Here is a 25,945-nt window from a genome sequence, read left to right as displayed (position 1 = left end):
GCGAACCCCGCTCAGAGCTGGCCGGTGGCCTCGCGCCACGCCCGCTCCTTCTTGATCCACTCGTTGTCCTGCGGGAACTCGTCGATCGTGGTGACCCGGCGGATCTCGGTCTTGAAGCCGGGACCCGTGATCGGCTGCCGCTTGGCCCACTCCACGGCCTCCTCCTTGGAGGACACGTTGAGGATGTAGAAGCCGCCGAACAGCTCCTTCGCCTCGCCGTAGGGGCCGTCGGTGACCACGGGCGGCTCGGAGGAGTAGTCGACGACCACGCCCTCGGCGGCGTCGTCGAGTCCCTCCGCGGCCACCAGCACACCGGCCCGGATCAGCTCCTCGTTGTAGCGGCCGATCGTCTCCAGCATCTCGTTGAAGTCGGTGTCCGCCATCGTGGCGAAGGCCTCGTCGGTCGCGCGCATGATCAGCATGAACTTCATGGGACTGCCCTTTCCGTCTCGGTCCCCTCGGTGGGACCTTCTCACCCCTAGGTCGAATGGCGAAGAAGCGGATCGACACGGCCGCCGAATTTTTTTCCGGCGACCCCCGCGCGGCCCCGCGCGCTCAGAGCAGGAAGCTGAACAGGGGGCTGTCCGGGGAGACCCGCTCGATTCGGTGCGGGGCCGACGCCATCCGCTTGAGCAGCGGTTCCAGGTCCTCCGGCGCGCCCAGCTCGACGCCGACCAGGGCCGGCCCGGTCTCGCGGTTGCTGCGCTTGACGTACTCGAACAGCGTGATGTCGTCGTCCGGGCCCAGCACGTCGTCGAGGAAGCGGCGCAACGCGCCAGGCTCCTGGGGGAACTCGACGAGGAAGTAGTGCTTGCGGTCCTCGAACAGCAGGGCCCGCTCGACGATGTCGGCGTACCGGCTGACGTCGTTGTTGCCGCCGGAGAGCAGGCACACCACGGTCGCGCCCTCGGGCAGGCCCAGGACCGGGCCGAGCGCGGCGGGGGCCAGCGCGCCCGCGGGCTCGCTGATGATCCCGTCGCTCTGGTACAGGTCCAGCATCTCCACGCAGATCCGGCCCTCGGGGACGGCGACCAGCCGGGGGCGCCACCGGTCGGCGACCGCGAAGGTGTGCTCGCCGACCAGGCGGACGGCGGCGCCGTCCACGAACGGGTCGACCTCCTCCAGCGGGACCGGGCGACCGTGTTCGAGTGCCAGCGCCATGCTCGCGGCGCCTTGGGGCTCGGCGCCGACGACCAGGACGCCGGGGTGCTCCTCCCGGAGCCAGGTGAGCGTTCCGGCGAGCAGGCCACCGCCGCCGACCGGCACGACGACCGCGTCGGGGACCCGCCCGAGCTGGCCGAGGGCCTCCCGGACCACGGTTCCCTGACCGGCGATCGTGCGCGGGTCGTCGAACGCGGGGATCAGGGTGGTGCCGCTCCCGGCCGCGTACTCGCGCGCGGCCGCGGCCGCCTCGTCGTAGGTGTCGCCGTGCGAGACCACGTCGACGTGCCGTCCGCCCAGCCGCGCCACGCGTTCGCGCTTCTGCCGGGGCGTGGTCCGCGGCAGGTACACGCGGGCCCCGACTCCGAGCGCCGCGCATGCGAAGGCCACGCCCTGCGCGTGGTTGCCCGCGCTCGCGCAGACCACACCGCGCTCGCGCTGCTCGGCGGGCAGGCGGCTGATGACGTTGTAGGCTCCGCGCACCTTGTAGGACCGCACCGGGGTCAGGTCCTCGCGTTTGAGCCACACGTCGAGCCCGTGCCGCTCGGACAGGCGCTCGTTGCGCTGGAGGGGCGTCGGCGGCAGCACGCCGGCGAGCCGTTCGGCGGCCTCGGCCACGTCGGCGGCGGTCACCGGGGTCGGAACTGGGCTTGTCGTCACGGACTCGGTCTCCTGGCTGGTGGTGCGGTGGGGCCTCACGAGAAGTGCGGGCGGCGGCCGGCCGGGTCCGCGGCCGGGTCCGCGGTCGCGGTGGGTGCCGGGCGGGATCGCCGGGCCCTCGGTGCCCTCACGCGGGGCTGGTCGCCTCCGCCGCCGCGCGGGGCGCGACGGGAAGGGGCCTGTCGCCACCGTACAGCGCCGCCGGGGTGCAGGTCGGGGCCGGTCCGCCCGGTCGGCCTGCTCGGTCGGTCCGATCGGGGACGGATCGGGGGCGTTCCTGGACGGTCCCGGGGTGGTCGGTCCGGCCGCCGCACACGATGACGGCCGGGGCCCGGGAAGGTGTCCCGGACCCCGGCCGTGCGGTGCCGTCCCCGGGCCTCAGCCGAGGATCTCGAAGCTGTCGACGGTCCACGCGCGTGCCTGGTCGCTGAGGGTCACGCCCAGGCCCGGGCGGTCCGACAGGCGCATGCGGCCGTCCGCGATCTCCAGGTGCTCGTTGAAGAGGGGGTCGAGCCACTCGAAGTGCTCCACCCAGGGCTCGTGCCGGTAGGCGGCGGCCAGGTGGACGTGGATCTCCATGGCGAAGTGCGGCGCCAACTGCAGGTGCCGCCGATCCGCCATCGCCATGACCTGGAGGAACCGGGTGATCCCGCCGATCCGGGGCGCGTCGGGCTGGATGATGTCCGCGCCGCCGTGCCGGATCAGCTCCGCGTGCTCGGCGACGCTGGTGAGCATCTCGCCGGTGGCGATCGGGGTGTCGAACCTGGCGGCCAGCTGTCCGTGCCCCTCGAAGTCGTAGGCGTCCAGCGGCTCCTCGATCCAGACGAGGCCGAACTCCTCGAAGGCCCGGCACATCCGCTGGGCGTCGGCGCGCGACCACTGCTGGTTCGCGTCGACCATCAGCGCGACGCCCTCGCCCAGGTGCTCGCGCACGGCGGAGAGCCGGGCCAGGTCCACGGCGCAGGCGGGGCCGCGTTCCGGCGGGTGTCGGGTCGCTCGTCCGTCCTTCCGATACCGTCGCGTTCATCGCCGCGGCGCGATGAGAGTGTGGCCCTGTGTGCGTGATCCGCTCGTCCCTGTGGCGAGGATTGGAAAGCGCTTACTGTTCCGGGTCGCGACCTCACCGGATCGGTTCGGCGGAGAGGACGCCGCGGCCGCGTCCGGAGCGGCGGCGTGCGGGGGAGCGGTTCCGTCGACCGACCAGCGGCCGGTGCCTCGTACAGTGAGAACTCCAGCTCGGGCGGAGGGGATCCTCGACGGCCCGTGACCGAACGCAGGGCCCCGCTCAGGCGGACGCGCCCCGGAGAGGAACTCCTTGTACCTGGCCCGTATCAAGCTCGACCCCAAGCGCAGCACCGGCATGGACCAGTGGGCGGCCATGGGGAAGGCCGTGCGCAGGGCGGTCGACCCCGACCCCGCGTCCGACGCCCGCGTCCTGTGGGCGCGTACCTCGCCCGCCACACTGGTGATCAGCTCCGACACCGCCCCGGCCTGGGGCAAGGTCCCCGGCGCGGTCGCCGCCACGATCCAGCCGATGCCGCGGCACCCCGAGGGCGAGACGATCCGGTGGGAGCTCATCTCGGCGCCCACGGGGCAGCGCGCCCCGGAGGCCGACGAGGAGGGCGCGCGCCCGCGCGGCAAGCGCGTCCCCCTGCCGGAGGAGGAGTTCGAGTCCTGGCTGGACGACAAGTTCGGCGGCGCCCTGTACGCGACCTCGGCGAAGTGGAAGCACCTGGGCGGCAGGCCCGCCCGGTACCACTTCACCGGGACGGCCGAGGTGCGCGACAGCGACGCCCTGCAGGAGCTGTGCCTGTCCGGCATCGGCGCCGGCACGGCCACCGGAGCCGGACTGCTCCTCACCGCCCCGCTGGCCGCCGAGTAGGCGAGGGGCGGCCCCGCCCGACCCCTCACCGCCCCGCGCCGTCATCGCCCTGAGTCCTCATCGCTCCGCGCCCCCACCGCTCCGCCGGTCGCGGGGTCGGAGCCCGCGTCACCGGTCCCAGGCGCGGGCGCGTAGCAGGCGCAGTCCGTTGAGGGCCACGACGACCGTCGAACCCTCGTGCCCGGCCACCGCCAGGGCCAGCGGCAGGGTGCCGGCCAGGTCCCAGGTCACCAGCACCGCGATGAACGTGCCCGCCACGCACAGGTTGGCGACCACGAACCGGCGCGCCCGCCGGGACAGCGCGGTCAACCGGGGCAGGGTGGACAGGTCGTCGCGCACGATGATCGCGTCGGCGGTGTCCAGCGCCAGGTCCGAACCGCGCCGGCCCATGGCCACACCGGTGGTCGCGGCGGCCATCGCGGGTGCGTCGTTGACCCCGTCGCCCACCAGGAGCACGCGGGTGCCCGCGTCCTCCATCTCCTTGACCGCCGCGGCCTTGTCCTGGGGCAGGAGGTCGGCGCGCACGTGGGCGATACCCGTGGCCCGGGCGATGTCGGCCGCCGTGGCGTGGTTGTCCCCGGTGAGCAGGTGGACCGGACGGCCGGTGAGCGCGCCGATCTCCGCCACCGTCCGGGCGGCCTCGGGGCGCAGGGCGTCGGCCAGCACGATCCGCCCCGCCGGCCGCCCGTCCACGGACACGACCACCCGCGTGCTCGCCGGTCCGTCCGGTTCGGTGGGGGCGCGCTCGACCCGGACGCGGGCGCCGTCCACGGTCGCGCTGACCCCGACCCCGGGCAGGGACGCGAAGTCGCGTGCGTCGACCCGGTCCACGCCCTCCTCCTCGGCGCGGGCCCGGACGGCGTCGGCGAGCGGGTGCTCACTGTAGCGCTCCACGGCCGCGGCCAGGGCCAGGACCTCCGCCACGGTGCGGCCCGGCTCCGGGAGGACCCCGGTCACCCGCGGCTCGCCGCGCGTGAGCGTACCGGTCTTGTCGAAGGCCACCACGTCGGTCCGGCCGATCTGTTCCATCACGGTGGCGGACTTGACCAGCACACCGTGGCGTCCGGCGTTGGCGATGGCGGCCAGCAGCGGCGGCATGGTCGACAGGACCACCGCGCACGGGGACGCCACGATCATGAACACGATCGCGCGCAGCAGCGCCGCCTCGAAGTCCTCGCCCAGCAGGAGGGGCACGGCCAGGACGAGCAGGGTGGCGGCCACCACGATGACGGAGTAGCGCTGCTCGATCCGCTCGATGAACAGCTGGGTCTCGGCCTTGGTGGCCGAGGCCTCCTCGACCAGCGTCACGATGCGTGCGATCACCGACTCCCCGGCCGGGCGGTCCACGCGCACGCGCAGTGCCCCGGTGCCGTTGATGGTGCCCGAGAGCACCTCGTCGCCCTCGCTCCGGGGGACCGGGACCGACTCCCCGGTGATGGCCTGCTGGTCGACCTCGCTCCGGCCGTCCAGGACCGTGCCGTCGGCGCCCACGCGCTCACCGGGGCGGACCAGGACCGTGTCGCCGACCTGGAGTTCGCTGGTGTCGACGGTCTCCTCGCGGCCGCCGTCGGCGGTGGCGCGCAGGCGGACGGCGCGTTCGGGGGCCAGCGTGAGCAGCGCGCTGACGGAGTCGGCCGTGCGCTGGGTGACCACGGCTTCCAGGGCGCCGGACGTGGCGAAGATGACGATGAGCAGGGCGCCGTCGAAGACCTGGCCGATGGAGGCCGCGGCGATCGCGGCGACGATCATCAGCAGGTCCACGTCCAGGGTGCGCTCCCGTGCGGCGCGCAGCCCGGCGAGGGCGGGTTCCCAGCCGCCCGTGCCGTAGCAGGCGAGGAACAGGCCCCACCAGGCCCAGGCCGGAGCGCCGAGGAGCTGGGCGGTCCAGCCGGCCAGGAAGAGCACCAGCGCGGCCAGGGCCCACCGGACCTCGGCCAGGCGCAGGCCGGTGCGGAGCAGCGAGGGCGGCCGTACCGCGCCGCGGGGGGAGGTGGTGCGCGCGGGGGTGGCGGTGGTGGAGGGGGTCATCGGGCGTCGCCCTCGGCGGCGTCGCCCTCGGCGGCGTCGCCGGAGGCGGCCCGTCCGGTGGCGCCCGGCGTCGCGCCTTCGGCGGCCCGTCCGGTTGCGCCCGGTACCGCGCCTCCGGTGGGCGCGACACGGGCGCGGTGGTGGGCGGGTTCGACCTCCAGGGCGTGCTCGGCCTGGTAGACGGCGTCGGCGACCAACTGGCGGGCGTGCTCGTTGGCCAGGCTGTAGTACATCCGGTTGCCCTCGCGCCGGCTCGCCACGACCCGGCCCAGCCGGAGCTTGGCCAGGTGCTGGGACACCGAGGGGCCGGGCTTGTCGAGGCGTTCGGCCAGCTCGTTGACGGAGAGTTCACCGCCGCGCAGGGCCAGGATGATGCGGACCCGGGTGGCGTCGGCGAGCAGGGTCAGGATCTCCACCGCGTACTCGACGTAGGGGCTGTTCTCGTCGAGCCCGCATCTCTTGGTATCTGCGTTCATACGCAGATATTAGACATGCCGGTGGCGGACGGGCAACCCGCTGTGCGTCGGTCCGGCGGCGCGCTGGTGGGGGAGGGGGTGGAGCCGCGCCCGAGAGCCAAGGGGTGCGGGTCGGAGGTCCCGACTCGGGCGTCGCCGCTCTTTCGGGGTCAGTCGGAGAAAAGGATAAGTTCCGACATGGCGAATCGGTCGCCGTTCTTCCTGGAGTTCACGTGGGCCCGAAAAGGCCATCAAAAAATGAAACGCATTCCATTGTGAATTCCTTTTTTCCTGAGCATCGGGAATGTTAGTTTGGAAAGTGCGATCCCCCAAGAGTCCACGCCGTGACCGTACGTTCGACATGGAGGAACGCGTGACCGAGGCCAACGGATCCCTTCCCTCGATCTCCGACGCGGATTTCGCCCTGACGTCCAAGGGGATGAGCGGGGCGGAGCGCACCGCGGCCCTGAAGAAGCTCAAGGACTACCTGGGCTACTACCGGGACAACTTCCTCGGCTACCAGGTCAACCAGGACCTGCGGTCCGTCGCGGCCGATCTGCCGGAACTGCTCAAGGTGCACTCGAACAACATCGGTGACCCCTTCACCGACAGTAACCTCATGACGCACACCAAGCCGCTGGAGCGCGCGGTCCTGGCGTACTACGCCGAGCTCTGGGGAGCCGAGCCCTACCGCAACACCTCCGCGAACGACCCGGAGGAGTTGGAGACGGCCTGGGGTTACGTGCTGAGCATGGGCTCCTCGGAGGGCAACGTCTACGGGCTGCTCAACGCCCGCGACTACCTGACCGGGAAGTACCTGCTGGCCCGGCCGCACACCCTGCCCGACGGCTCGGTGTCCGGGGTGCCCAAGGTCTCGCTGGCCCAGGCCGAGCCGCCCAAGGACAACCCGAACGCCCACTCACCGGTGATCTTCTTCTCCCACGACACCCACTACTCGGTCGCCAAGGCCGCCCACACGCTCAACATCCCGTCCTTCGGCGAGGTCGGAAACAGGCGCTACAAGGCCGACGCCCAGCGGGTGATGGGCACCGGGACCTGGCCCAAGGAGGTGCCCTCCACCGGAGGGGACGCCGGTCCCGGCACGATCGACGTCGACAAGCTCGTCAAGGCCGTCGACTTCTTCGGAGGCAAGGGACACCCTGTCGTGCTCGTCCTCAACCTGGGCAGCACGTTCAAGGGCGCCTACGACGACGTCGAGGGTGTCCTGAAGCGGCTCGGCCCGGTGTTCACCGAGCACGGTATGAACGAGCGCACCGTCGAACAGGAGGACGGCACCACGGATCGGCGCAACGCGTACTGGATCCACGTGGACGGCGCGTTGGGGGCCAACTACCTGCCGTTCCTCAGGATGGCGCAGGACCAGAAGCTGGTCGCCCGGGAGCCGCGGGTGCCCGCCTTCGACTTCCGCCTGTCGAACCCGGGCATCCACTCGATCGTCTCCAGCGGCCACAAGTACCCCGGCTCGCCCTGGCCGTGCGGTGTGTTCATGACCAGGCGCAAGTACCAGCTCCAACCGCCGCCGCTGCCCGCCTACGTCGGCTCGCCGGACACCACGTTCGCCGGGTCCAGGAACGGCTTCTCCGCCGCGGTGCTGTGGAACTTCTTCGCCCAGCACTCCTACGCCGACCAGGTCACCATGGTCGTCCGCTGCCACGACACGGCGGTCAGGACGGCCGAGGCGCTGAGGAAGGTGGACGAGAAGCTCCGCGCGCACGGCAAGGAGGGACTCGACGTCGAGTTGTCCCCGCACTCCCTGAGTGTGCGGTTCCGGATGCCGGCCGCGAAGTACGTGCGCAAGTACTCGCTGGCCAACGTGGCCATCGCGACGGGCCATGACACCGTCAAGCACTACAGCCACCTGTTCACCATGCCCCACGTGACCGACGCCCTGATCAAGGAGCTGGTGGCGGACCTCATGCGCGAGGACGCCTTCCCGCAGGAGGCGGAGTACCAACTGGAGCAGGCGCACCTGGTCACCGACATGAGCGTCGCCGACGCCGACCTCAGCGAGGTCGTCGCGGTCGCCATGGACCGCGGCTTCGCCTGACCGTTCCGTCCAGCCGCCCCGGCTCCCACCCCGTGCACCGGACCGGGGCGGCGCCCTCCACGGTCGCGGTCGGAAGGGCTGCGAACGGAAGGGCGGCGCGCGGCGGTGCGCCGCCCTCGTCGACCGGCGGGGGCCACCGTCCGTGGTCCCGCGGGCCGCGGTCGCTCAGGCGGCGGCCTGGACCGTGACGCGGCCGATGGCCGCGGCGGCGAGTTCGGGCTGGTCGACATGGATGTCGTGGCCGCTCTCCTCGGCCGTGCCGAGGTCACAGCGGGTGGAGACCGCGAGCCACCGCTCCTGGCCCTCGGCCCACACGCGTTCGAGGGCGTCAACGTACTCGGGGATCTCGCCGAGGTAGGGGATCCCGTGCCGGATGACCTCCGTGGGGGTGGCACCGCGGTCACAGTGGTCGTCTTGATGGTCCGGAACACGAGGTCCTCCCCCCTCGGGGTGTCACCGCTCAGTGGACACCTGTGTGTGGCTCGTGCGAGGGACGGCCCGCCCCGAACCCCCGCGCGGTGTGGGCAGCGGTCCTGCGCGTCGGCGCCGAGCGGGCCGCCGTCCCCCGTGAGAGCTACGCGCGGGTGTCCACCCCATGGTGACGACCGTGCACGGTCCCGGTCCGTAGCGTTTCCCCCAGTCGCGGCGCCCCGGCCGCACCGAACCATCGAAGGATCCCCATGAGACTCCTCTGGCAGCTCCTGGCCGTCGCCGCGGTCGCCTTCCTCGGCGGGCAAGGGCTCCTGGCGGTCGAGGACAATCCCTGGCTCACTTTGCTCCTGGGCCTTCTCGTCGCCGTGGCGTCGGTGTTCGTCTACCGGTGGGTGGTACGCCGCACCGAGAAGCGCGCCGTGACCGAGCTGGCCTGGACGGGCGCCACCGCCGCCACCAGTTGGGGAACGCTCCTCGGTGTGGGCCTGTTCGCCCTGGTCATCGTCAACATCACCTTCCTCGGCGGCTACCAGGTCCACGGCCTGGGCTCCCCGATGAGCGCCCTGGCCCTGGTCGGCTTCATGGCCGGCGTCGCGGTCACCGAGGAGGTGATGTGGCGCGGCGTGCTGTTCCGCGTCATCGAGGAGCGCGCGGGCACCTGGCTCTCCCTCGGGCTGACCGGCCTGGCCTTCGGCCTGGTGCACATGGTCAACCCGCACGCCACCCTGTGGGGTGCCATCGCCATCGCGATCGAGGCCGGCGGCATGCTCACCGCCGCCTACGTCGCCACCCGCAGCCTGTGGCTGCCCATCGGCCTGCACTTCGGCTGGAACCTCGCCGGATCCGCCCTCTTCAGTACCGTGGTCTCGGGCAACGGCACGCCCGAGGGACTGTTGGACGCCACCATGTCGGGCCACGTCCTGGTCACCGGCGGCGAGTTCGGCCCCGAGGGCAGCCTGTACTCCGTGGTGTTCTGCGTCATGGCCACCGCGGTGTTCATGTGGACGGCCCGCCGCCGCGGCCACATCGTCCCCATGCGCCGGCGTCACGCGCGGACCGCGGACACCACTACACTTCCCCGGTGATCTGGCTCCGACGCCTTCCCCCACTGTGGCAGCGACTCGACGTCACCGTCCGCGACCTCCCCCTGGCCCTCGTCCTGATGGGCGCCTCGCTCGTCCCCTCCCAGCACGGATACGGGACCGAGTTCGGGGGTGTGGCGGACCGCCCCTTCGACGCCCTGGGCCTGCTCGCCGCCGCCCTGCAGTGCCTGCCCCTGGCCGGGCGGCGGCGGTGGCCGGCCCTGACGCTGGTCCTGGTGGTCTGCGGTTTCGCCCTCGACCAGCTCAGCGGCTACCACCTGGTCGCGGGCGCCGCGCTGCCCATCGCGCTGTTGAGCGCCGGTGCCCACCAGGCCCGGTACCGGCGCACCACCGTGCTGGTGGGCTCGGCGGTCTTCGTCGCGCTGTGCTTCGTGGTGGACCGGATCGCGACGGGCGAGCCCCTGGGCGAGTACCTGGTGTTCTACGCGGCGCTGGCCCTCGCCTGGGGGAGTGGGTCGTGGCTGCGCCATACCCGGGCCACCGAGGCCGAACGCCGCCGCCTCGTCGCCGAGGCCACCCGCACCGCCGAACGCACCCGCATCGCCCGCGAACTCCACGACGTCGTCACCCACCACGTGACCGCGATGGTCGTGCAGACCGAGGCGGCACGCTACCTGACCGCCGACCCCGAGCGGCTGGACTCGACCCTGACCGCGGTCACCGACACCGGCCGCCGGGCCATCACCGACATGCGCCACCTGCTCGACGTACTCGACCCCGACCACACCACCCCCGCGCCCGACGAGGCCCTGCTCGCCGTGGTGGAGCAGACCCGCCGGGCGGGGCAGCCGGTGGAGTTCGTCGAGGAGGGCACCCCGGCCGCCTCGCGAGGCAGCGCCGACCTCGTCGCGCACCGCGTCGTGCAGGAGGCCCTGACCAACGCCCTCAAGTACGCGCACGGCAGCCCCACCACCGTCCGCGTACGCCACCGCCCCGAGGAGATCACCGTGAACGTCAGCACCGAGCGCGCCGGGGCACCGGGCGTCTCGCCAGGCGGTGGCGGGCGGGGCCTGATCGGCCTGCGCGAACGCGTCGAGGTCCTGGGCGGCGACTTCGCCGCGGGCGCGCACGGGGACGGCGGTTTCACGGTGCACGCGCGCATCCCCGCCCGGGCCCCGGTGGGCGGGCAGGCGTGAGCGCACCGATCCGGGTCCTGGTCTGCGACGACCAGGTGCTGATCCGCACGGGCCTGGTCACCATCATCGACGCCCAGCCCGACCTCGCGACCGTCGGCGAGTGCGGCGACGGCGGGACCGCGGTCGAGATGGCCGAACGGCTGCGCCCCGACGTCGTGGTGATGGACGTGCGCATGCCGGTGCTCGACGGCATCAAGGCCACCCGGCGCCTGGCCGGGGTGGGCGTGGCCCATCCGGTCAAGGTGCTCGTGGTCACGACGTTCAACCTCGACGAGTACGTCTACGAGGCCCTGCGCGCGGGCGCGAGCGGCTTCCTGCTCAAGGACGCGCCCCCGGACCGGCTGCTGAACGGCATTCGTACCGTGGCCACCGGAGCGGCGCTGCTGGACCCGGACGTCACGCGCCGGCTGGTGGGCAAGTACGCCGCCCGCATCCGGCCCTCCGACACCAAGGACGAGACACGGCTGACCCCGCGCGAACTGGAGGTCCTGCGGCTGATCGCCAACGGGCTGTCCAACAGCGAGATCGCCGCGAGCCTGTTCATCAGCCAGGAGACCGTGAAGACGTTCGTCTCGCGCATCCTGACCAAGCTCGACCTGCGCGACCGCGTCCAGGCCGTGGTCTACGCCTACCGCCACGGCCTCGTGACCTGACCCCGCACCGGGCGCTCCGCCATCATCCGTACCGTCGGGACAGCGCAGTGAGGTGATCGACCGTGGCCGAAGCCGTTGAGGGTGTCACACCGGTGGAGGTGTTCGTGTCGTAGTCGACGACCGTGACGGCGCCCGGGCGCATGAGGGACCTCCGGATCAGGACGTGGCTGCCAGTATGTCCCGATGGCCGATGTGTGGTGGGACGACGTCAAGGACCTGTTCGACCCCGGGACCATCGGGGCGCTGCCGGATGTGCGGGTCCCCGACACCTCGGGGCGCGACTGGCAGGCGCTCCTGGACCTGATCGTCGAGCGGGGGTGGCGGCACCGCTACACCGTGGGGGAAACCGCTGCACCGCTTCCACGGGCCCGGGACGTCCTGTCCCGCTCCGACTCCGCGGAGATCCCGCAGCTGCGGGTCTGGCCGGCCGATGGTGTGGAGATGATCTTCCGCTTCCGCGCTCCGGAGGAGATCGACGTCGATGTCGATCTGCGTGAACTCCAGGGGCAGGACCGCCTGGACCTGCTGTGCGGGTTCTTCGGGGCGATCGGGCGGCGCCTGGGCAAGCCCGTCCTGATGGATCCCGAGGGCGACCACGGCCACCCGGTCCTGGGCTTCGACGTCCGTGCCGACCGGGTCGTCCGGCTCGTCGATCCGAGGTGAAGCAGCGCTTCGGGACCCCGGACGCCCCGGACTACGATGGGTGGCGCCCCACAGCGTGAACCCCGAGGAGCCGCACCGATGCCCACCTCCGACAGCCCCGGTCGGCGCCCGACCATCGCGGACGTCGCAGGGGCGGCGGGCGTGTCCCGGACGACGGTCTCCCACGCGCTCAACGGGATCGGCAAGGTCGACCCGCGCACCCGGGCGCGGGTCAAGGAGGTCGCCGCGGAACTGGGCTACCGGCCGAACCTGCGCGCGCAGCGGCTGCGCCGGGGCCAGGCCAAGGCCATCGCGCTCGCCTCGTCCATGCCGCTGGCCGTGGCCGGCGGTCCCTCCAGGCTCGGGTTCTACATGGAGGTGGCGGCCGCCGCCGCCGAGCGCGCCCTCAATCACGGCTACGCGCTGGTCCTGGTCCCGCCGGTGGAGTCCGGGTCCGGCCTGGAGTCGGTGGACATCGACGGCGCGATCGTCGTCGAACCCGACCGCGACGACCCCGTCGTGGCGGAGCTGACCACCCGCGGCCTGCCCTACGTGACCCTGGGCCGCCAGGTCGGCGCGGGGGACCGGGTGCCCTCCGTCGACCTGCACGGCGGCCCGGTCGCCGAGCTGCTGCTGGAGCACCTGCGCGAACAGGGCGCCCGCCGCCCCGCCCTGATCACCGGCACCGGCGACCGGCACACCTACGTGGACGTCCGCGAGGTCTTCACCCGCCTCGCGCGGGAGCACGGCCGGCCCGTGCTGTCCGCGACCGCGCCTGAGGAGGGCGGGGAGGAGGCCGGGTACCGGTGCTGCGCGGAGCTGCTCCGGCGGGACCCCGGCATCGACGCCGTGTGCGCGATGGTGGACACGTTCGCGGTCGGCGCCGTCCGCGCCATCGCCGACAGCGGTCGCACGGTCCCGGACGACGTCATGGTGGTCACCCGCTACGACGGCATCCGGGCCAGGACCTGCGAGCCGCCGCTGACCGCCGTGGACCTGCACCTGGACGAGGCGGCCGTCGGCGCCGTCGAACTCCTGCTGGAGCACCTGCGCGGCGGCGACGCCCCGTCCAGGGCCGCCACGCCCCGCCCCCGCCTCCTGCCCCGGACCTCGTCGCTGCGGGTCACAGCCCGAGCATGAGCACCCCGCCCGAGACCAGGGCGAACACCAGGACGGTGATCCGCATCCGGGCGGCGTCGAGGTGGCGGTGCGTGAGCCTGCTCAGCCAGACGCCCAGCACCACCGCCGGCACGGCCATCAGCGCGGGCGCCACCTGGTCGGGTCGGGCCTGCCCGAACGCGAACAGCGCCGCGAGCGAGGCCACCTCCCCGGCGAGGAAGCAGACCGCGACCGTGGCCCGCAGTTCCGCGGGCGGCCGGTGCTGGTAGACCAGCGCCAGTGGCGGCCCGCCCACACCCGTCGCCGTCTCGGTGAGGCCGGTGACCGCGCCGGCCGTCAGGTAGGCGGCGCGGCCGGGGGTGAAGGACGGAGCCAGCAGGCTGACCGCCGCCGCCAGCACCGTGGCCGCCCCGACGAGCAGCCCGAGGTGTCGGTCGGGGACCGCCATCAGCAGGACCAGCCCGGCGGGGGTGGCGGTCAGCCGGGCGACCGTGATCCAGCCGGCGCCCCGCAGGTCCAGCGCCGCGCGCTCCCGCCAGGCCACGTAGAGGTTCAGCGGGATCATCACGGCGAGCAGGAACACGGGTAGCGTCCCGGGGGCCACGATCCCCACCACCGGGGCGACGATGAGGGCGAACCCCAGCCCGCTGCTGCCCTGGACGAAGGCCGCGACGGCCACGACCGCCGCCACCAGGGCCAGAACCTCGACGCTCACCGCGACCCGCTCCGCGTCCGGTGCTCGGTGGAGGTGGGGTGGACACGGGTGACGGGGGCCCGCGCACCGATCTCGCGGCCCACGCGCGCCGCCGTCTCGACCAGCGCGTGCCCGTCCCAGTCCAGGGGCCAGCCCCGCCACAGCCGCAGGCGTCCGGCGACGACGACGGCGGTGATCTGGTCCCGGCCGGTGAGCCTGACCAGCTCCCAGGGCAGGTCCCAGGACGGGGCCAGCTCGGGGACCGCCAGGTCCACGAGGAGGAAGTCGGCGGCCCTGCCCTGGGCGATCGTGCCGGTGAGGGATCCGAGCCCGACCGCGTCCGCGCCCAGGCGCGTCGCGTGTTCCAGCCACGTCCACCCGCCTCCGCAGGAGGAGTCGCCCGTGTGCAGGCCGAAGGCGAGCCGTTGCGCGGTCTCCGCGGCGTCCACCAGGCGGAACGCGTCGCCGCGCGTGCCGTCGGTGCCCAGCCCGAACCTGATCCCCGCCTCGGCCATCGCCGAGGCGGGGGCCACCGCGTTGCCCTTCCAGGCGCTGGCCACAGGGTTGTAGCTGATGGCCGCGCCGGACTCGCGCAGCAGGGTGAGTTCGCGCGGGGTGAGGAGGGTGGCGTGCGCGCCGAGCAGCCAGGGGCCGAGCGCGCCCGCCGCGTGCAGGTACTCCAGGGGGCGCCGGCCGTGCTGGAGCAGGCTGCGTTCCACGCCCGCGAGGTGCTCGTTGACGTGGATCTGCAGGACCGCGCCCGTCTCGCGGGCCAGGTCGGCGGTCGCGCGCAGGGTCCGCTCCGGGGCGGACTCGGGGGTGGGCAGTGCCAGGGACGGATGGACGAGGTCGTGGTGTTCGTAGCGGGACAGGTGCTTCTCCGCCAGCGCCAGGGCGTCGGCCGCGGCCCGGGGCGGGGTGTCGGGATCGGAGCAGACCACGTGCCCGAGGACGCAGCGGATCCCGGCGTCGGCCGCGGCCCGGCCGACGACGCCGGTGTCCACGGGCGCGCGGGTCCCGGCCTCGGCGACCGTGGTGAAGCCGCCGCGCAGGGACTCCAGGGCCGCGAGTTTGGCGGACAGGTAGGTGCTCTCCTCGTTGAGCGCGCCTTCGAGGGGCACCCACACCCGTCGGAAGATCTCCGAGGGCTCGCCGAAGGCGAGTGAGGAGCCGAAGGACTGGGTCAGGTGGTGGTGCGCGTCGACGAAGCCGGGCATCAGCAGATGGCCGTCGAGGTGGACGGGGGTGAGGTGGGGGTGCTCGCGGACCAGGCGTCCGGCCGGTCCGACGGCGGCGAACACCCCGTCCGCGACCACGACGGCGTGGTCGCGGACCGGGCCGTCCGCCAGCAGGAGCACCTCCGGGACCAGCAGTGACGGGTCGGCGTCGACGTGGTCCGGGGTCGGCTTGCTCATGGTTCCTTTTCGGGTTCGGTGGGCTTCGTCGGGTGATGCGGTGCGGTGGGGCCGGGGGAGGGGGAGTGTCAGGGCCGGTGGTCGTCCTCCAGGGGCTCGGAGGCGTGCTCCGCCTCGGTCGCGGCGGACGGTCGGGGATCGCGGTACAGGCGCGGCCGCAGGTGGTGGAAGAGCGCGTTGAGCACGGCGGCGCTGACGGCGCCGACGGCGACACCGCTCTCCAGCAGGATGCGTGCGTTGGGCGGGAAGGCCTCGTACATCCCGGGCACGAGGATCGGCATGAGTCCGAGGGCGAGTGCGACGCCGATGATGAAGGTGTTGGTGTGGTCGTCGAGCGCGGTGCGCTGGAGCATCTGCACACCCAGGACGATGACCACGCCGAACACGAGCACGGCCGTTCCGCCGACGACCGGGGCGGGGATCGCGCTGACCACGGCGGTGATCGGGGCGACGAACCCGATGACGATGAGGATGATCCCGGCGGCCACGGTGACGAACCGGCTGCGGATTCCGGTGACCCGGACGATGCCGATGTTCTCGCCGCTGCACACCATCAGCGGCGTGCCGAAGAAGCCGCCGGCCAGCGAGGTGAGGGCTTCGGCCCGGATGGTCCTGGGCGCGTCGCGGCGGATCTCGACGTGCCTCCCCACGGCCTGCCCGTTGACGACCGTCTGTCCCGTGGTCTCCGCCATGGACGCGAAGCTGTAGATGAGCAGGGGGACCGAGGCGATGAGGCTGAACTCCGGAACGCCGAACGGCATCGGCTGGGGCGCCTGCACGAGGCCGCTGTCGCCCACCGCGCCGAAGTCGGTGGTTCCGAGCAGGATCGCCAGGACGGTGCCGCTGACGAATCCGAGCATCACGGCGATCTGCCGGAGCACCCCGGTGAACAGCCAGAAGAAGGCGATGGTGAAGCCGATGGTGGCCATCCCCAGCAGCAGCGCCCGGGGGTCGCCGAAGTCGGGGTCGCCGGGGCGGCCGGTGATCAGGAACGCGCTGACCTTGACCAGGTTCACCCCGACGATGACGATCATCGTGCCGATGACCAGGGCCGGGAAGAACCTCAGCAGCCGGGTGAAGACGGGCAGGGCGACGAGGTAGAAGACCGAGGTGATGATCACCGCGCCGACGGCCGTGCGCACGCCGTGCTGTTCGGCGATCGAGATGAACAGCACGACGGGAGCGCCGCCGGGCAGCATGACGAAGGGCAGCTTCGCGCCGACGCGGAACGGGCCGAGCGACTGCAGCAGTGAGCCGAGGCCGGACAGCACGAACGAGGCGGCGAGCAGGTTGACGCTGAGTTCGGTGGACAGGCCGAGGGCCGCGCTGACGATGAAGACGCTCGAGATCGGTGCGGCCGCCATGACCAGCACGTGCTGGAGGCCGAAGAGCGCCATTGAGCTGAGGGGACGGTACTCGTCCACGGGGTGCCGGGGGGTTGTCACCACGGGTGGGCTCCGTTCGTAGGGACTCTGCCTGAACCGCTTCGGCCAGTGCCCCCGCCATGGCCAAATCGATTTGGCCGCAAGTATGCGGGGACGTCGAGGCCGGCGTCAAGGGGGTCCGGCGCACCACCGGAATCCGACCGGACCCGGCGGACGGCCGGGGGCCACCGCCCGAGCGGGTGGTGGTCCCCCGGCCCACGGGCCGACCGACTAGACGAGGACGAAGGAGAAGTCCCGTTTCGTCCTGCGGTTCAGCGGGACGTCGATCTTGACCCGGCGGACGACCTCGCTCCGGCTCAGCCCCAGCCCTCGGGCGATGAGGAGTCCGGGGCGGACCGGCACGGGGTCGTCGAAGCCGACCGCGAACCGGAGCGGCCACGGGCTCTCCGGCACCGGGGGCGCGTGGAGCTCCCAGCACCCGTCCCAGTCGAGCCCGAACCGGTGGCGCCGGGCGGTCGACGGGTGGAGGAGGGTGTCCGCGACGAGGGCCGACGCGTTGGCCGTGTACCCGGCCAGCAGGCCGGCGGGCAGCGAGCGGACCGGGACGCGGTGGTGGACGGTGAGCTTGGACGTCCGGTCGCACACGACACAGTTGACCAGGAGCCACACGTCGAGGAGCTTGCCGTTGGCGTTGACGCGGAACCTGCCGTCACCGGTGCCGGCGCGCTCGGACGGGCAGTCCGCGCACGGGAGGGCGAGCAGGGGCAGGCGGGTGCGCCGCACGGCCCAGGGCAGCACGGAGTGGAGATGTGAAGACAACGCGATCCTTCTGAAGACCAGAGGCATGGGGAAGAGAGCCGACGGCGTGGTCGGCTTCCGATGCGCTGAAAAGGCAGGTCTACAGAGCGGGGGGCGTCATGCGCGCTGAATCCTCACGTTGGGGAGAGACCAAGGTAGGGGAGCGGCGCTGTTCCGGTCCACCGGTTTTCCGTGGGCGCGAACGGCCGGACCGGGGCCGGGCACCCGCGCCCGCGGCGGGCGGCCGCCGTCACCAGTCCCGGCCCCGCCGCGTCCGCGGTTCGCGCTCGGTGGGATCATGCACACCCGCACACCGGAGGGAAGCGCCATGCTCATCGACAGGGCCGAAGTGATCGTCACGAGCCCGGACCGCAACTTCGTCACACTGCGGCTGACCACGGACGACGGCCTCGTGGGCCTGGGCGACGCCACCCTGAACGGACGCGAGATGGCGGTGGTGGCCTACCTCAAGGACCACGTCGTGCCGCTGCTGCTGGGACGCGACGCCCACCGGATCGAGGACACCTGGCAGTTCCTCTACCGCGGCGCCTACTGGCGGCGCGGGCCCGTGACGATGGCGGCCATCGCCGCGGTCGACACGGCGCTGTGGGACATCAAGGGCAAGGCCGCCGGCCTGCCCGTCTACCAACTCCTGGGCGGCGCGTCCCGCGACGGCCTGCTCGCCTACGGGCACGCCTCGGGCCGGGACCTGCCCGAGCTCTTCGACTCGATCCGCGACCACCGGGCCCAGGGCTACCGGGCGATCCGCGTGCAGACCGGCGTCCCCGGCCTGAAGTCCATCTACGGCATCGCCGGCAACGCCACCTCCGAGGCCAACCAGGGCGTGCGCTACGACCACGAGCCCGCCCAGCGCGGCGCCCTGCCCAATGAGGAGGACTGGGACACCCGCGGCTACCTCCGCCACATCCCGACCGTGTTCGAAGCCGTGCGGGCCGAGTTCGGCCCCGACCTGCCGCTGCTGCACGACGCCCACCACCGGCTCACCCCCATCCAGGCCGCGAAGCTGGGCAAGTCACTGGAGCCCTACGACCTGTTCTGGCTGGAGGACTGCACACCGGCGGAGAACCAGGAGGCGTTGCGGCTGGTACGGCAGCACACCACCACGCCGCTGGCCATCGGCGAGATCTTCAACACCGTCTGGGACTACCAGCAGATCATCCGTGAGCAGCTCATCGACTACGTGCGCAGCGCCGTCACCCACACCGGCGGCATCACGCACCTGAGGAAGGTGCTGGACTACGCCGCCCAGTACCAGATCAAGTCCGGTATACACGGGCCCACCGACATCTCGCCGGTCGGGATGGCCGCCGCCCTGCACCTGGGGTTGGCGGTGCACAACTTCGGCATCCAGGAGTACATGAGGCACGGGGCCAGGACCGACGAGGTGTTCCAGCAGTCCTTCACCTGGAGCAACGGCCGCCTGCACCCGGGGGAGGAGCCCGGCCTCGGTGTCGATCTGGATGTCGACGAGGCCGGGAAGTATCCGTACGTGCGGGCGTATCTGCCGTTCAACCGGCTGGCCGACGGAACGGTGCACGACTGGTGACGGCGGCTGCGGCGGCGCGGACGAGTCGATTCCCGCCGCCGCGCCCGCCGTTCGATGTTGACAGGAGAGCGCGGAGCGGATTGGATCTCCTGTGTGTCGCCACGGCCATTCCCTGACCGGAAACGAGCCGGGCGATACCCGACCTCGAGGAGTTGATGCCGCCATGACGCGCTTCACGGAACTCCTCTAGAGCCGTCCTTTCCCGCGACCACCCGGTGTCCGGCACCTGTGGTGCGTGACCACGCGATTCGCACGGTCCTCCGTATCGGCGTCCGCGCCATCGCGTATCCGTCCCTGCGCATGTTCCGGCGCGCTTTCCCGCCCGCCCGGAGTCCATTGTCGTGCGACCGGTCCGGATGCGCCCCGGCGCTGTTCCGCCGTGCCCGGAAATACCGTCGACCGACCATGCGCATAACCTCTCAGAAAGGAACCGAGCCATTTCGGTAACCCCGATCACCACCCGTGTCCCGGCCTCGGAACAGGAGCGCACCGCGATCCGTGCGCTGTTCACCTCGGGGGCGCTGTCCTCCGTGGCGCTGCCCGACGACGCCACGACCCGGCCCCTGCTGCCGGACACCGCCGGAGTCCCCTGCGACTGGATCGACGCCGACCGGGCGGGGCTCGGCGCGGGCGTGGTCGTGTACGTCCACGGCGGCGGATTCGTGCACAGCAATCCGGCCAGCGAGCGCGTGATGGCCCACCGCCTGTCCCGGGCCACCGGGCGGCCCGCGCTGCGGGTCGACTACCGTCTGGCCCCCGCGCACCCGTTCCCGGCTCCGCTCGACGACGTGGTCGCGGTCTACCGCGCTCTGCTCGCCCAGGGCGTCCCCGCGTCGCGGATCGTCCTGGCGGGGGAGTCGGCCGGCGCCACCCTGGTGCTGTCGGCGCTGCTGGTGCTCAGGGACGCGGGGACAGCGCTCCCGGCCGGCGCGGTCGCGGCCTCGGCACTGACCGACCTCACCGGGTCCGGTCCGTCCCTCACGGCCAACGAGGGACGGGACCTGCTCACCGGGGCGGTCGTCGGCGACGTCCTGCCGCAGTACCTGGACGGTGCCGCGCCGGACCGGGCACCCCAGTCGCCGCTCCACGGCGACCTGCGCGGGCTGCCGCCGGTCCTGCTGCCGACCGGGGGCGACGAGCTGTTCCTGGACGACGCGCTGCGGTTCGCCGCGGCCGCCGCCGAGGCCGGCACCGATGCCTCGGTCGACCTCTACGAGGGCATGCCGCACGTGTTCCACGCCGCGATGCTCGTCGAGGACGCGCCGCCCACCGGCCGGACGTTCCTGGCACGCCTACGCGACTGGACCGCCGGACTGGGCTGACACCCCGCTCGCCGCCCCGGCCGCCCTCACCTCAGGTGCCGGGCGAAGAAGCGGTCGCCGGCGTCCCCCTCGAACCAGGGGACGCCGGTGTGCCCGCCCATATTGGCGTGCAGCGTCTTCTCCCTGGAACCGAAGGCGTCGAACAGGTCCAGGGCCAGTTGCCGGTCGTTTCCCTCGTCGTCCCACTGCAGCAGGACCTGGAGGGGCACGGTGACCCGTCGGGCCTCCTCGAACATGCTGCGCGGCACGAAGGATCCGGCGAACAGCAGGGCGGCCGCGATGCGCGGCTCGACAGCCGCCAGCCGGAGGCCGATGGCGATCACGCCGCCCGAGTACCCGACCGGGCCCCGGATCCCGGGGAGCGCGAGAAGGGCGTCCAGGGCGGCCCGCCATTCCGGAACCGCCCTCCCGACCAGCGGGAGGACGAGCCGGTCGACGATCGCGTCGACCGGCTCGTCGGCCGCCAGAGCCCGGAGCAGGTCCGCGCGGGCCTGCTCGGCGGAGGTGGAAGCGGGGCGCTCCCCGGCACCGGGGAGTTCGATGGTGGCCGCGGCGAACCCCGCCGCCACGGAGTGCCGGGCCCGCGCCGCCAGCCGGGGGTACATCCGGCGCAGTCCGCCGGGGTGGCCGAGCAGGATCAGCGGGACCGGTGCGGAGGCGGATCCGGGCGTCCACAGGACGCCGGGGATGCCGTCGAGGGTGAACTCGCGTTCGCGGACGCCACCGTCGAGGCGCTGTTCGCAGGTGAACTGCATGGTCGTGCCCTTCGGGAGTGCTCGTACGGCGCTCCCGGACGACCTATCGTCCGACCGTGACCCCTGAGGGGAGCACCCATGTCGCAGTGTTCACGGGTACCACCTCCTCGTTCTCTCGCACGGCCTGCCGGAGGCTAGCACGGGTCGCCGCGCCCGGCCAACGGGTTTTCGCCCGGGCTCCGCGGTCGCGAATCCACGAACGCGTGTGAGTGCGCCGCGCTGGGCGTATGATCCTGGCAAGACGATCGGCCGTGCCGAACGGCACGGAACCGACTTTCGTGCCGGATGGTGATCCGACCGCGGAACGCGCGACGAGAATCCGGTCGGCCGAGGGATGCGTCGACGGTGGATTCCCCCTACCCGTCCTCTCTCCGGATGTCCCCACACCGGCGGATACCGTACCCCCGCTGTTCCGGAATTCACCGAACGAAATGGGCAAGGACACTCATGATCTCCCATGCTCCGATGACGACACGTCTCGCGACGGCGGGCCCGGGTTCCCACGCGGAATACGACGGATTCATCGGCTGGGTGATCGGTCTGATCTCCACTCTGGGGGAGGTCGGAGTGGGTCTCGCCCTCGCCATCGAATCGCTGTTTCCGCCGGTGCCCAGCGAACTCATTCTTCCGGTCGCCGGTTATCTCGCCTATGCGGGCGAGATGAACTTCGCCCTGGCCCTGGTCTGCGCCACCGCGGGTGCCATGGTCGGCGCCTGGATCTTCTACGCCGTCGGTGCGCTCTTCGGGCGTGAGCGTACGCGCTGGCTGTTCGAGAAGCTGCCGCTGTTCGAGGTCGAGGACTTCCACCGCGCCGAGCGCGTGTTCAAGCGGTGGGGCGGTATCGCCGTCATGGTCGGACGCTGCGTTCCGCTGGTGCGCAGCGGTATCTCGGTCCCGGCCGGTATCGAGCGCATGCCGCTCTGGAAGTTCTCGCTCTACACGCTGGTGGGCAGCGGGGTGTGGAACTCGGTGTGGATCGGGTTGGGATACGGCTTCGGGCCGCAGATCCACCCCCTCCTGAGCCGGTACAGCAGCCTGCTGAGCAACGCCGTCCTCGTCGTCATCGCCCTGCTGTTCGCCTGGTTCGTCGTCTCCCGCACGGTCAAGCTCGTCCGCGCCCGTACGACCGTGGCGGAGGAGGCCCCCGCCGCCGATCGAACCCTGTCCTGACGCGTCGCTCCCCGTTCGTGAGCCGGGCCGGTGCCCTCCCCGCGTGGCGCCGGTCCCCGCGAACCGGGGTTCAGGCCGTTCAGGCGGAGTCCGGCGGCGCGTCGGCGCTCAGGGTGAGGGCGCTGGGAAGGGCGTCGAAGGCCAGTGCGACCTCGGCGATCAGGCGTTCGGCGTCGTCGGGGCGGCCGCTGTGCCGGTGCGCGCGCATCCAGTTCTTGGTGCCGTAGCGGACCGACGCCAGGGCCATGTCCGCGATCAGCCGCAGTCGGACGTCCGCGCGGCTGTCGGTGTCGAACTCCTTCTCCAGGGTCTCGATGATCCTCAGCTGGAGGTCCTGTGTGGTGCCGGCGTGGTACACGCGCAGCGCGGGTGTGCGGGCGGCGAGGCCGCGGCAGGCCAGGTAGCGCTCGGACCAGTCCGCGGAGCGGCCGCGGACCGCGGCCGCGTAGCACTCGCGCAGGTGGGCCAGGACCGGGCCGGTGAGCTTGCGGCGGTCCACTTCGCCGGCGTAGGCGTCCCACAGTTCGTTCTCCGCCGCCATCGCGACCTCCTCCTTGGAGGAGTAGTAGCGGAAGAAGGTCCGCATGGACACCTCGACCGCGCTCACCAGTTCCTCCAGGGTGACCTCGTGGTAGCCGCGTTCGAGGAACATGCGCAGCGCGGTGTCGGCGAGGGAGCGGCGGGTGCGCAGCTTCTTGCGTTCGCGCAGGGGGAGCGAGGACTCCTCGTCGTGGGCGGGGCGCGTGGTCATCGGGCCAGCGTACCGGGGAGGGGGTGGCACGGCGGAAGCCCGTTGCCGTTTTGTGCCTGTGATGGCATAGTGCCAGTCACTGGCATATTTTGTCCGTCTCGGTTCCCCGCCCCGCACGAGAGTGAGCACATGAGCGACACGACCGGCACCGATCCCCGTTCCGACGACGACCGCACTGTGGTCCTGGGCGAGCAGCTCGTCAGGATCCACGACATCCTGCGCGGCGAACTGGCTTCCGTGCGCGAGGGCCTGGACGCCGTGCGCGGCACGGGCGCGCCGCGGCCGCTGGAGGAGCAGCTCCGCAAGAAGTGCCTGTCCTTCTGCGAGTTCCTGCACGGACACCACACCGCCGAGGACGAGCGCATGTTCCCCGGACTGGCCGAGTCCCATCCCCACCTGGCGCCCGTGCTGGAGCGCCTGTCCAGGGAGCACTCGGTCATCAGCCGGAGCCTCGACCGCATCCAGGAACTGGTCGCGAGCGGTGAGCCGGCCGCCGTGCGCGAGGACGTCGAGCGGCTGGCCGCCGAGATCGAGGCCCACCTGGACTACGAGGAGGCCCAGATCGTGGAGGCGCTCAACTCCTACGGCCCCGTGCGGGTCTGAGGGGCGGCCCACCGGGGCCCGTTGGAACCCTACTCTGACGTAAGGGTAGAATATGGGTCGAACCGGCCCATCGGCCCGCTCTTCGCGGCTTCCCCCTGCCGCCGTCCGAGTCGTCGGTGGTTCCGCTCTCGCCAGCAGTCTTCGACGGGACGGGCATGAACGACCACCACGGTATGGATCTCGCGGCCCTGCGACGGGTGTTCACGGTGACAGGGGAGGCTCTGTCGGAACGGTACGTCGCCCTGCACGACCGGGCCGAGGACTCCTTCGAAGTGGAGAGGTGGCTGGACCGGGCCATCGAACTCCGCGACCAGAGGCGCGGTGCCGACCACTCCGACCGGGAGACCCTGCTCCACTTCATCGGCGACTGGTCGAACACGCTGCGGGACCTGGACCTGATGGAGGAGATCTGCGGCCGCTGAACCCACGACGCGGCCGACACCAGGGCCACCGGTCAAGGTCCCGTCAGCGCTGACGCGGAGTCACGGGGCCGGCGTTCGACCGGGCGCGAGTGTGTCAGTAGGCGTCTTCCTCGACGCCGCCCGCGAGGAGGGGTTCCATGAACAGGCCCGGGTGCTCGCGCTCGATGACCCGCAGCCGCCACTTGTTGTGCACCAGCACCAGCAGTTCGCCGTCGTTGCGGCGGCGCAGCACCTCCGCGCCCGAGAGCGCGTGCAGGGCGGGCGCCGATTCGGTGTCGGTGCGCCGCGCCACGGAGTAGTCCAGCGGCGAGGTGTCGATGGGGGAGCGGAACTCGTGTTCCATGCGGTGGCGGACCACGTCGAACTGCAGGGGCCCCACGGCGGCCAGGACCGGCGCCTGCTCTCCGCGCACGTCCGAGGTGAGTACCTGCACCACGCCCTCGGCGTCCAGCTGGGCGATGCCGCGCTGGAACTGCTTGTACTTGCCGGCGTCGACCGCGCGGGCGACGACGAAGTGTTCGGGTGCGAAGCTCGGGATGGGCGGGAACTCCACCTTGGGACCGTCGTAGAGGGTGTCCCCCACGGACAGTGCCTGGGCGTTGACGAGCGCGATCACGTCGCCCGGGAAGGCGGTGTCGATGGTGGAGCGCTCGGAGCCGAACACCGCCTGGGAGTACTTGGTGGCGAAGGGGCGGCCCGTCGCCGCGTGCGTGAGCACCATGCCCCGGTCGAAGCGCCCCGAGGACACCCGCACGAACGCCATGCGGTCGCGGTGGTTCTTGTCCATGTTGGCCTGCATCTTGAACACCTGCCCGGAGAAGGGGGCGTCCACCGGCCGGGGCTCGTCCCTGGTGCCGGTCTTCGCGGTGGGAGCGGGGGCCAGGCCGACGATGGTCTCCAGCAGTTGGCCGACGCCGAAGTTGGGCAGCGCCGCGCCGAAGAGCACCGGGGAGGACTCCCCGGCCATGAACGAGTCGTGGTCGAAGTCCGCGCCGATCTCACCGAGGAGTTCGATCTCCTCGCTCGCCTGTCCCCATTCCTGCCCCTCGATGCGTGCCGCGTCCTCGGCCGGCAGCACCTGCTCGACGGCTTTGCTGGCGCCTCCGGGGGTGCGCGTCATCTTGGTGTAGGTGCCGCTCGACCGGTCGATGAGTCCGCGGAAGTCCCCGGCGATGCCCACCGGCCAGTTCAACGGCGTGGGCCGCAGCCCGATCCGCTGCTCGATCTCGTCCAGCAGCTCCAACGGCTCACGCCCGGGACGGTCCCACTTGTTCACGAACGTGATCACCGGCATCCTGCGTGCCCGGCACACGTCGAACAGCTTCAGCGTCTGCGGCTCCAGGCCCTTGGCCGAGTCCAGCAGCATGATCGCGCAGTCCACCGCCGAGAGCACCCGGTAGGTGTCCTCGGAGAAGTCCGCGTGACCCGGGGTGTCCACCAGGTTCAGCACCCGGTCGGAGTAGTCGATGCGCAAAGCGGCCGAGGTGATCGAGATCCCCCGGTCCTGCTCCATCTCCATCCAGTCCGAGGTCACACCCCGACGGTCGCCCTTGCCGTGCACCGCACCGGCCGAGGAGATCGCCGCCGCGTGCAGCGCCAGGGCCTCGGTCAGCGTCGACTTACCGGCGTCCGGGTGCGAGATCACCGCGAACGTCCGCCGACGCCCCGCCTCCCGGGCGACCTCGGTCGTCGACCTCTCCGAAGCCGTCGTCGTCACTGCGTCC

General features: G+C 72.1%; 24 protein-coding genes and 1 pseudogene. 12 read left to right on the top strand and 13 right to left on the bottom strand.

Going from position 1 to position 25,945, the window contains the following annotated elements; translation table 11 throughout:
* Positions 1-11 precede the first annotated feature (11 nt).
* The 3 genes and pseudogenes from HNR10_RS02800 to HNR10_RS02790 all read right to left on the bottom strand — a co-directional run.
* Entirely contained in the window at positions 12-431 is a 420-nt protein-coding gene (locus HNR10_RS02800; protein WP_179820610.1) for a YciI family protein, read from the bottom strand.
* A gap of 124 nt (positions 432-555) precedes the next feature.
* Positions 556-1,821, bottom strand: a complete 1,266-nt coding sequence (ilvA, locus tag HNR10_RS02795; RefSeq protein WP_312889074.1) for a threonine ammonia-lyase IlvA — start codon at positions 1,819-1,821, stop codon at positions 556-558.
* Between the two features lie 378 nt (positions 1,822-2,199).
* Positions 2,200-2,790: pseudogene (locus HNR10_RS02790) on the bottom strand (mandelate racemase/muconate lactonizing enzyme family protein); the annotation flags it as partial.
* Between the two features lie 346 nt (positions 2,791-3,136).
* Here HNR10_RS02790 and HNR10_RS02785 point away from each other — a divergent pair.
* Positions 3,137-3,703 carry a type I-E CRISPR-associated protein Cas6/Cse3/CasE gene (locus tag HNR10_RS02785; protein WP_179820608.1) on the top strand — a complete coding sequence of 189 codons (567 nt, stop codon included), beginning with the start codon at positions 3,137-3,139 and terminating at the stop codon, positions 3,701-3,703.
* Between the two features lie 108 nt (positions 3,704-3,811).
* Here the strand turns inward: HNR10_RS02785 and HNR10_RS02780 are convergent, their stop codons facing one another.
* Together HNR10_RS02780 and HNR10_RS02775 are read right to left on the bottom strand one after the other, a co-directional pair.
* Entirely contained in the window at positions 3,812-5,731 is a 1,920-nt protein-coding gene (locus HNR10_RS02780; RefSeq protein WP_179820606.1) for a heavy metal translocating P-type ATPase, read from the bottom strand.
* Positions 5,728-6,207, bottom strand: coding sequence for an ArsR/SmtB family transcription factor (locus HNR10_RS02775; protein WP_246406021.1), 480 nt, complete (start codon positions 6,205-6,207; stop codon positions 5,728-5,730). Before HNR10_RS02775 ends, HNR10_RS02780 begins: the two co-directional genes overlap by 4 nt.
* Positions 6,208-6,559: 352 nt before the next feature.
* On the opposite strand from HNR10_RS02775, the gene HNR10_RS02770 reads away from it, so the two are divergent.
* Complete coding sequence (locus HNR10_RS02770; protein WP_179820605.1) at positions 6,560-8,254, top strand: PLP-dependent aminotransferase family protein; 1,695 nt, start codon at positions 6,560-6,562, stop codon at positions 8,252-8,254.
* Between the two features lie 165 nt (positions 8,255-8,419).
* Here HNR10_RS02770 and HNR10_RS02765 read toward each other — a convergent pair whose 3' ends face one another.
* The gene (locus HNR10_RS02765; RefSeq protein ID WP_312889072.1) at positions 8,420-8,569 is read right to left on the bottom strand and encodes a hypothetical protein; all 150 of its coding nucleotides are present in this window, start codon (positions 8,567-8,569) and stop codon (positions 8,420-8,422) included.
* 365 nt (positions 8,570-8,934) lie between these two features.
* Between HNR10_RS02765 and HNR10_RS02760 the strand changes: the two genes are divergently transcribed.
* The 5 genes from HNR10_RS02760 (at position 8,935) to HNR10_RS02740 (ending at position 13,360) form a co-directional block, all read left to right on the top strand.
* Complete coding sequence (locus HNR10_RS02760) at positions 8,935-9,771, top strand: CPBP family intramembrane glutamic endopeptidase (RefSeq protein WP_179820603.1); 837 nt, start codon at positions 8,935-8,937, stop codon at positions 9,769-9,771.
* Complete coding sequence (locus HNR10_RS02755) at positions 9,768-10,925, top strand: sensor histidine kinase (protein WP_179820601.1); 1,158 nt, start codon at positions 9,768-9,770, stop codon at positions 10,923-10,925. The genes HNR10_RS02760 and HNR10_RS02755 overlap by 4 nt, the downstream gene beginning before the upstream one ends.
* Positions 10,922-11,578, top strand: coding sequence for a response regulator (locus HNR10_RS02750; RefSeq protein ID WP_179820600.1), 657 nt, complete (start codon positions 10,922-10,924; stop codon positions 11,576-11,578). Before HNR10_RS02755 ends, HNR10_RS02750 begins: the two co-directional genes overlap by 4 nt.
* 183 nt (positions 11,579-11,761) lie before the next feature.
* On the top strand, positions 11,762-12,241 hold the full coding sequence (locus HNR10_RS02745; RefSeq protein WP_179820598.1) for a hypothetical protein: 480 nt from the start codon (positions 11,762-11,764) through the stop codon (positions 12,239-12,241).
* 78 nt (positions 12,242-12,319) lie between these two features.
* On the top strand, positions 12,320-13,360 hold the full coding sequence (locus tag HNR10_RS02740) for a LacI family DNA-binding transcriptional regulator (protein WP_179820596.1): 1,041 nt from the start codon (positions 12,320-12,322) through the stop codon (positions 13,358-13,360).
* Here HNR10_RS02740 and HNR10_RS02735 read toward each other — a convergent pair.
* From HNR10_RS02735 to HNR10_RS02720, 4 genes are all read right to left on the bottom strand, one after another.
* A complete protein-coding gene (locus HNR10_RS02735) occupies positions 13,344-14,054 on the bottom strand; it encodes a sulfite exporter TauE/SafE family protein (protein WP_179820595.1) in 711 nt (236 codons plus the stop codon). The genes HNR10_RS02740 and HNR10_RS02735 overlap by 17 nt on opposite strands.
* Positions 14,051-15,448 (bottom strand): amidohydrolase family protein, encoded by a 1,398-nt coding sequence (locus tag HNR10_RS02730; RefSeq protein WP_179820593.1) that lies wholly within the window; start codon positions 15,446-15,448, stop codon positions 14,051-14,053. The genes HNR10_RS02735 and HNR10_RS02730 overlap by 4 nt, the downstream gene beginning before the upstream one ends.
* A gap of 68 nt (positions 15,449-15,516) precedes the next feature.
* Positions 15,517-16,896 (bottom strand): uracil-xanthine permease family protein, encoded by a 1,380-nt coding sequence (locus tag HNR10_RS02725; protein ID WP_312889071.1) that lies wholly within the window; start codon positions 16,894-16,896, stop codon positions 15,517-15,519.
* Positions 16,897-17,103: 207 nt separating this feature from the next.
* Complete coding sequence (locus tag HNR10_RS02720) at positions 17,104-17,631, bottom strand: DUF1062 domain-containing protein (protein WP_312889472.1); 528 nt, start codon at positions 17,629-17,631, stop codon at positions 17,104-17,106.
* Positions 17,632-17,959: 328 nt separating this feature from the next.
* On the opposite strand from HNR10_RS02720, the gene manD reads away from it, so the two are divergent.
* A complete protein-coding gene (gene manD, locus HNR10_RS02715; protein WP_179820590.1) occupies positions 17,960-19,198 on the top strand; it encodes a D-mannonate dehydratase ManD in 1,239 nt (412 codons plus the stop codon).
* A gap of 530 nt (positions 19,199-19,728) precedes the next feature.
* Entirely contained in the window at positions 19,729-20,520 is a 792-nt protein-coding gene (locus tag HNR10_RS02710) for an alpha/beta hydrolase fold domain-containing protein (RefSeq protein WP_179820588.1), read from the top strand.
* A gap of 26 nt (positions 20,521-20,546) precedes the next feature.
* On the opposite strand, the gene HNR10_RS02705 is transcribed toward HNR10_RS02710, so the two are convergent.
* On the bottom strand, positions 20,547-21,275 hold the full coding sequence (locus HNR10_RS02705; RefSeq protein WP_179820587.1) for a dienelactone hydrolase family protein: 729 nt from the start codon (positions 21,273-21,275) through the stop codon (positions 20,547-20,549).
* Between the two features lie 465 nt (positions 21,276-21,740).
* On the opposite strand from HNR10_RS02705, the gene HNR10_RS02700 reads away from it, so the two are divergent.
* A complete protein-coding gene (locus HNR10_RS02700) occupies positions 21,741-22,445 on the top strand; it encodes a DedA family protein (RefSeq protein WP_179820585.1) in 705 nt (234 codons plus the stop codon).
* Between the two features lie 79 nt (positions 22,446-22,524).
* Here HNR10_RS02700 and HNR10_RS02695 read toward each other — a convergent pair whose 3' ends face one another.
* Entirely contained in the window at positions 22,525-23,196 is a 672-nt protein-coding gene (locus HNR10_RS02695; RefSeq protein ID WP_179820583.1) for a TetR/AcrR family transcriptional regulator, read from the bottom strand.
* A gap of 129 nt (positions 23,197-23,325) precedes the next feature.
* On the opposite strand from HNR10_RS02695, the gene HNR10_RS02690 reads away from it, so the two are divergent.
* Both HNR10_RS02690 and HNR10_RS02685 read left to right on the top strand, forming a co-directional pair.
* Positions 23,326-23,799 (top strand): hemerythrin domain-containing protein, encoded by a 474-nt coding sequence (locus HNR10_RS02690; protein ID WP_179820582.1) that lies wholly within the window; start codon positions 23,326-23,328, stop codon positions 23,797-23,799.
* 155 nt (positions 23,800-23,954) lie between these two features.
* On the top strand, positions 23,955-24,221 hold the full coding sequence (locus HNR10_RS02685) for a hypothetical protein (protein WP_179820580.1): 267 nt from the start codon (positions 23,955-23,957) through the stop codon (positions 24,219-24,221).
* 94 nt (positions 24,222-24,315) lie between these two features.
* On the opposite strand, the gene HNR10_RS02680 is transcribed toward HNR10_RS02685, so the two are convergent.
* The gene (locus HNR10_RS02680) at positions 24,316-25,938 is read right to left on the bottom strand and encodes a peptide chain release factor 3 (protein ID WP_179820579.1); all 1,623 of its coding nucleotides are present in this window, start codon (positions 25,936-25,938) and stop codon (positions 24,316-24,318) included.
* Positions 25,939-25,945 lie beyond the last annotated feature (7 nt).

The organism is Nocardiopsis aegyptia (genome assembly GCF_013410755.1).
Lineage (GTDB): Bacteria > Actinomycetota > Actinomycetes > Streptosporangiales > Streptosporangiaceae > Nocardiopsis > Nocardiopsis aegyptia.
This window is presented reverse-complemented; position numbering and strand designations above follow the sequence as displayed.